General features: G+C 41.8%; 5 protein-coding genes and 8 tRNA genes. 3 read left to right on the top strand and 10 right to left on the bottom strand.

What is annotated here, in order from left to right:
• Position 1: 1 nt before the first annotated feature.
• The 9 genes from PMAL9190_RS16050 to orn all read right to left on the bottom strand — a co-directional run bounded on the left by PMAL9190_RS16050 (position 2) and on the right by orn (position 1,717).
• Positions 2-77 (bottom strand) — tRNA-Gly (locus PMAL9190_RS16050).
• A gap of 23 nt (positions 78-100) precedes the next feature.
• Positions 101-177 (bottom strand) — tRNA-Met (locus PMAL9190_RS16045).
• A gap of 179 nt (positions 178-356) precedes the next feature.
• Positions 357-432: transfer RNA gene (locus tag PMAL9190_RS16040), tRNA-Gly, on the bottom strand.
• 51 nt (positions 433-483) lie between these two features.
• Positions 484-559 (bottom strand) — tRNA-Gly (locus tag PMAL9190_RS16035).
• A gap of 51 nt (positions 560-610) precedes the next feature.
• Positions 611-686 (bottom strand) — tRNA-Gly (locus tag PMAL9190_RS16030).
• A gap of 51 nt (positions 687-737) precedes the next feature.
• Positions 738-813: transfer RNA gene (locus tag PMAL9190_RS16025), tRNA-Gly, on the bottom strand.
• 51 nt (positions 814-864) lie between these two features.
• A tRNA-Gly gene (locus PMAL9190_RS16020) sits at positions 865-940 on the bottom strand.
• Between the two features lie 23 nt (positions 941-963).
• A tRNA-Met gene (locus tag PMAL9190_RS16015) sits at positions 964-1,040 on the bottom strand.
• Between the two features lie 131 nt (positions 1,041-1,171).
• Positions 1,172-1,717 (bottom strand): oligoribonuclease, encoded by a 546-nt coding sequence (gene orn / locus PMAL9190_RS16010; RefSeq protein ID WP_087846056.1) that lies wholly within the window; start codon positions 1,715-1,717, stop codon positions 1,172-1,174.
• 72 nt (positions 1,718-1,789) lie between these two features.
• Between orn and rsgA the strand changes: the two genes are divergently transcribed.
• The 3 genes from rsgA (at position 1,790) to PMAL9190_RS15995 (ending at position 4,926) form a co-directional block, all read left to right on the top strand.
• A complete protein-coding gene (rsgA, locus tag PMAL9190_RS16005) occupies positions 1,790-2,842 on the top strand; it encodes a small ribosomal subunit biogenesis GTPase RsgA (protein WP_087846055.1) in 1,053 nt (350 codons plus the stop codon).
• Between the two features lie 227 nt (positions 2,843-3,069).
• Positions 3,070-3,936, top strand: coding sequence for an archaetidylserine decarboxylase (gene asd / locus PMAL9190_RS16000; RefSeq protein WP_087846093.1), 867 nt, complete (start codon positions 3,070-3,072; stop codon positions 3,934-3,936).
• 264 nt (positions 3,937-4,200) lie between these two features.
• The gene (locus PMAL9190_RS15995) at positions 4,201-4,926 is read left to right on the top strand and encodes a carbonic anhydrase (RefSeq protein WP_087846054.1); all 726 of its coding nucleotides are present in this window, start codon (positions 4,201-4,203) and stop codon (positions 4,924-4,926) included.
• A 264-nt stretch (positions 4,927-5,190) separates the two neighbouring features.
• Here the strand turns inward: PMAL9190_RS15995 and epmA are convergent, their stop codons facing one another.
• On the bottom strand, positions 5,191-6,162 hold the full coding sequence (gene epmA, locus PMAL9190_RS15990) for an elongation factor P--(R)-beta-lysine ligase (RefSeq protein ID WP_087846053.1): 972 nt from the start codon (positions 6,160-6,162) through the stop codon (positions 5,191-5,193).
• Between the last annotated feature and the right edge of the window lie 373 nt (positions 6,163-6,535).

Below are 6,535 nucleotides of genomic sequence, written 5' to 3'. Positions count from 1 at the left end.
TTGGAGCGACACACGAGGTTCGAACTCGTGACCTCAACCTTGGCAAGGTTGCGCTCTACCAGCTGAGCTAGTGTCGCATCACATCTCTTAAAAAGAGATTTGGTTGCGGGGGCCGGATTTGAACCAACGACCTTCGGGTTATGAGCCCGACGAGCTACCAAGCTGCTCCACCCCGCGTCCGATTTTTCCACCTAGTTTAAGTTGGGTGACAACTATTTTCGTTTACCGCCGTAGCCATAAACAATAATTTGGAGCGACACACGAGGTTCCCGATCTTCAAGGAACTAGGCGTGACCTCAACCTTGGCAATATTGCGTACAACCAGATGAGCTAGTGTACATTGCAAAGATTTAAATTGGAGCGACACACGAGGTTCGAACTCGTGACCTCAACCTTGGCAAGGTTGCGCTCTACCAGCTGAGCTAGTGTCGCATAGCTAGGTCTTTCACCTAACGTTCACCGCTTTCGCCATGAACTACAAATTGGAGCGACACACGAGGTTCGAACTCGTGACCTCAACCTTGGCAAGGTTGCGCTCTACCAGCTGAGCTAGTGTCGCATAGCTAGGTCTTTCACCTAACGTTCACCGCTTTCGCCGTGAACTACAAATTGGAGCGACACACGAGGTTCGAACTCGTGACCTCAACCTTGGCAAGGTTGCGCTCTACCAGCTGAGCTAGTGTCGCATAGCTAGGTCTTTCACCTAACGTTCACCGCTTTCGCCGTGAACTACAAATTGGAGCGACACACGAGGTTCGAACTCGTGACCTCAACCTTGGCAAGGTTGCGCTCTACCAGCTGAGCTAGTGTCGCATAGCTAGGTCTTTCACCTAACGTTCACCGCTTTCGCCATGAACTACAAATTGGAGCGACACACGAGGTTCGAACTCGTGACCTCAACCTTGGCAAGGTTGCGCTCTACCAGCTGAGCTAGTGTCGCATCACATCTCTTAAAAAGAGATTTGGTTGCGGGGGCCGGATTTGAACCAACGACCTTCGGGTTATGAGCCCGACGAGCTACCAAGCTGCTCCACCCCGCGTCCGATTTACAACGAAAGAAAACAAACTCGTTATCTCCTTTCGAGGCTGCGCATTATACGACTAAAATTATCGGATGCAATAGTTCTTAAACCAAAAAACGCAGATTATTTTCTAACTGCTTATTTTAACATCAAATATTGAAAATATGCTCACGATAGTAGCGTAACTCAGCAATTGAATCGTGAATATCATCCAATGCTAAATGACTACCTTGTTTAGAAAAGCCATTAAGCAGCTCAGGCTTCCAGCGACGCGTCAATTCTTTAAGTGTGCTCACATCAAGATAACGGTAATGGAAATACTGTTCAAGCACAGGCATGTGCTTATATAAGAAACGACGATCTTGACCAATACTGTTACCACAAATTGGTGATACACCTTTAGGCACCCACTGCTCTAAAAAAGCCACAGTTTGAGCAACAGCTTGTGCTTCAGTGATCGTACTTTGACGAATACGTTCAACTAAACCACTATTAGTGTGTGTGGTTGTACACCAATCATCCATTTTTGCTAATTCAGCTTCTGGCTGATAAATAGCTAGAACAGGACCTTCTGCCAACACATTAAGCTGTGGATCAGTTACAACTGTGGCGATTTCAATGATTTTATGAGTTTCTGGATCTAATCCGGTCATTTCCAGATCAATCCAAATAAGGTTCTGATCGCTGATTGTCATTCGATATTGCCTCTTTTGTGACTAAACCATGTATGATAATACCGAAAGCCAACCAAACAGAACGATATTCTTGTGGCAAAAAAGAAAAAATTAACTCAAGGTCAGAGCCGACGTGTTCGCTCTAACCAAAATAAGCGCCTAGATCGCGCTAAAAATGAAGTCCAATGGGATGAAGCCTTATTGGAAAATGCTCGCGAAGGGCTGGTTATTACTCGATTCGGTCAACACGCTGATGTTGAAGATCCGCAAACGGGTATTATTCATCGCTGTAACCTACGTCGCAGTATTCAGAGCCTTGTTTCTGGAGATCGTGTCGTTTGGCGTCCTGGCGTTGAGGCCTTACAAGGCATTGCCGGTGTTGTAGAAGCTGTGCATGATCGCAAATCAATGTTAACCCGTCCTGATTACTACGACGGTGTAAAAGCGGTGGCTGCTAACGTTGATCGAATTGTGATTGTGTCATCAATTCTACCTGAGCTATCGCTTAACATTATTGACCGTTACATTATTGCAGCTGAAACCATCGGCATTAAGCCATTAATTGTGGTTAATAAAGTTGACTTACTGACACCAGAACAACGGGTGGATGTTGAACATAAGTTAACGCAATACCAAAATATTGGTTACAGCGTACGCTTAGTCAGTACCGATACTGGTGAAGGTCTTGATGATCTAAAAGTTGATTTAAAAGATCACGTTAGTATCTTTGCTGGCCAATCAGGTGTGGGTAAATCAAGTATGGTTAATGCACTAATGCCCGATGTTGAGGCCGATATTGGTGATGTTTCAACGAACTCTGGTTTAGGTCAACATACGACGACAGCAGCAAGGTTATATCACTTTGCAGACGGTGGTGATTTGATTGACTCACCAGGGGTACGTGAATTTGGTCTGTGGCATTTAGAACCAGAGCAAATTACCGAAGCTTTTGTTGAATTTCGTCAATATTTAGGTGGCTGTAAGTTCCGTGACTGTAAACACGGTAACGATCCTGGTTGTATCATTCGTGAAGCTGTTGAACGTGGTGATATTAGTCGTGAACGTTATAACAGCTACCATAAAATCATTGAAAGCATGTCGGAAAATGTGGCAAATCGTCAATTTTCACGTAACAAGCCGAACTGATAATAAATACAAGCCTAAGCGAATTTTACTATTTTCTTAGGCTTATTTTTTTATCTGTGACGATGTAAATAAATACCGACAAACTTCACTTACCCACAGCTGCTATAACACCACAATAACTGACATTATTTAAATAGTTCGGTACTATTACGGGTTGACGTTATTCTTCCAAATAAGCAAAGAATAACTAACTTATTGATTAATTAATATTTACTGGAAGAATGATTGTGCTAGATAAGATTAAAATTGGCCTTCAATATTGTATGCCAAAGCATGCGTTAACCCGTCTAGTGGGTAAACTGGCAGCCCATGAAGGTGGAAAACTAACTACTACTATTATTCGCTGGTTCATCAAACAATATAACGTCAATATGGCAGAAGCGCGGAATCCTGATCCTGCAGCCTACCCTACTTTTAATGCTTTTTTTGTGCGTGAATTGGTAGAAGGCGCTCGCCCCATCAATAATGAACAACACATCATTAGTCATCCAGCAGATGCTTGTGTAAGCCAATTCGGTCCAATTAAAGCAGGACGTCTATTCCAAGCTAAAGGCCACTATTTTAATGCTTGTGAGTTATTAGGTGGCGATAGCGATTTAGCGGATGAGTTTATGGGCGGGGAGTTTGCAACATTATACCTGTCGCCAAGTGACTACCACCGTGTTCACATGCCATGTGATGGTGTACTACGCCAAATGATTTATATTCCTGGTGATCTTTTCTCTGTTAATCCACTCACCGCAGAAAATGTACCCAACTTATTTGCGCGTAATGAACGTGTTGTATGTATCTTTGAAACAGAGTTTGGGCCATTAGCTCAAGTATTAGTTGGTGCCACCATTGTCGGTAGCATTGAAACAGTATGGGCAGGAACAGTAACACCACCTACAGGTCCAGAGGTCCGTCGCTGGAATTACTCGACTACGGGTGAAGATGCTATCAGCCTAAAGAAAGGGCAAGAGATGGGTCGTTTCAAGCTCGGCTCTACGGTAATTAACTTGTTCCCTAAAAATAGCATTCGCTTTGTCGAAAGCATGCAACCACGTCAAGTGACGCGCATGGGACAACCTTATGCTGAAAGTTTAATTAAATAAAATCGTTTAATAATACTTACGCGGAGCAGCAATTGCTCCGTGTTGCTAACGCTGATTTATAAACATATCGTCTTTTTATTAACTCCCTGCTGGTATTCATTACTCTTCCTTGTCCCATTCACTATTACTGCGACTAATCTTTGTTATTCCTTAATCGTATTTTCAATAACAAATCAAACGATTACTATGCTAACGTTAGCATTTTATCTCACGTATTAAGTGCTATTATTAGCGCGGGATAATTATCACTTATAGGTAATCATAATGAAAAAAAATACGATATCAGTATTAGTGCTCGCTTTAGCAAGTTGCTTTTCTCTTTCTGCACACGCCAATGCGGCATGGGGATACGGCGATCAACAAGGTACTGAGCATTGGGTTGATAGTTACCCTGCTTGTGGTGGTGAAAATCAGAGCCCAATCGATATCAAGTCGCCTATTCAAGCGCAAACCCAACCGTTACAGATCGATTATGAAGGTAAAATCACCAGTCTGACTAATAACGGTCATACTATCTCAGCCAATGTTAGCGGTGATAATAAACTCATTATCGATGGCGATACTTACACACTAAAACAATTCCATTTCCACACTCCATCTGAAAACTATATTGACGGCAAGCAATACCCATTAGAAGCGCATTTCGTAAACGTTGATGCAAATGGCCATATTGCTGTGATAGCGGTAATGTTTGAAAATGGTCCACGGGCGAATAATGAATTAACCACCTTATTGAAAAAAATCCCAACAAAAGGTGAAACCATTGATTTTAATGACGATTTAACCCCAAGCGCGCTCCTGCCACGTGAACGTCAATATTTCCGTTACAATGGTTCATTAACCACACCACCATGTACAGAGGGTGTACGTTGGTATGTGATGCAAAGCCATCTTACAAGTTCTGCAGCTCAAATAGAGCAATTAAACCAAATGATGGGTGATAATAATCGTCCATTACAACCGTTAAATGCACGAATTGTGATTGATTAATCATAATCACAAATGATAATCAGTTGCATTAATGAATGAGTCAGGCTACACTTTTTTCACGGTTTAAACGCCTTGAAATCCTACTTGCCGTTTAACTCAATCATGGTGCACAACCAATATCATTTACGGTTATTGCGCGTTCCCTCCGTATACGGTTACTGATATATCATCACTAACAACAACGGGCGCATAACCATAATCTGATAATAAAAAAGCACGGTCATTATAACCGTGCTTTTTTACATCATGGTGTCATACAAAATATTATGCTATTTCAATTGGGAAAGCGGTGACTTGATCAATATGATCGCGCTCTAATGCCAACATAATCACGCGATCAATTCCTAATGCGACCCCAGCACAATCTGGAAATCCAGCCCGTAATGCTTCAACAAGATGCATGTCAATAGGTTGTGGTTGTAATCCCATACTGATGCGCTTGTGGTTATCATCCTCAAAACGTTGCAATTGCTCATCCCCGTTAGCGAGCTCATGAAAACCATTCGCAAGTTCAATCCCTTTAAAATACACTTCAAAGCGCTCAGCAACACGTGGATCAGTTGGGTTTATTTGAGCCAGAGCTGCTTGTGACGCAGGAAAGTCATACACAAACGCAGGGACTGTTTGACCAATTTTAGCTTCAACACCGACACTAAATAGCAATTGTAATAAGGTATCGCGATCTTGCTCTGACTCAGCAATATCTGCCAATCCTAACCGAGCTGCCGCCGCTTTTAATTCAGTCATCGAACTTTCTAATGGACATACAGCTAATACATCAATAAATGCTTGTTGATACGTCATTTTCTCAGCTGTACCACAACCTAATACTTGCTGTAATAACGCATCCATTTCAGCCATTAGCTGATGATGGTCAAACCCTGGTCGATACCATTCCAACATTGTAAACTCAGGATTATGATAACGTCCCGACTCTTCATTTCTAAATGATTTACAGATCTGATAAATAGCCCCACTACCTGCAGCCAATAACCGCTTCATATGAAATTCAGGGCTAGTCATTAAATATAATGTTTGTCCGTTAGCGTAGCCTGGACCGACAAACTGGGTTTTAAATGCATGTAAATGCACATCTGTCACTGTTGCCTGACTCATGGCTGGCGTGTCCACTTCAATAACATCACGATCAGCAAAGAACTGACGAATTGTTGCAAGTAAAACAGCACGTTGTTTAAGTTGAGTAATATCAGCTGTAGGCTGCCAAGGCTGAGACATAACAGTTTCTTCTTACATGAAAGGAAATTAAGTTATCATTCTAGCAAAACCGTCCCCCTAACCAAATGTTGAGCAGAGTATATTTATAGTTCCCCAACAATAACCTTAAAATTATGAACAAAAATGAATAACATTAACAAAATAACATCCATAATCTCAGTGCTTAACAACGATACCCACAACAAATAAACCCACAAAAAATAACAAAAGCGACACAAAGACATCAAAAAATATCACAAACCCACTCATAAAGATGCATCGAATAGCTTATTAAATCTTTAACAACAATGTGTTACAACTCACCCATGTAACACGACCTTAATAAGCTACAAACAACCCACCACAAACAAAACAACTAATTAACACCATTAAA

Origin of the sequence: Photobacterium malacitanum (assembly GCF_900185615.1) — a bacterium.
In the GTDB taxonomy this organism is placed as follows: domain Bacteria; phylum Pseudomonadota; class Gammaproteobacteria; order Enterobacterales; family Vibrionaceae; genus Photobacterium; species Photobacterium malacitanum.
Note: the sequence above shows the minus strand (reverse complement) of the source record. Positions and strands in the feature narration are given on the sequence as shown.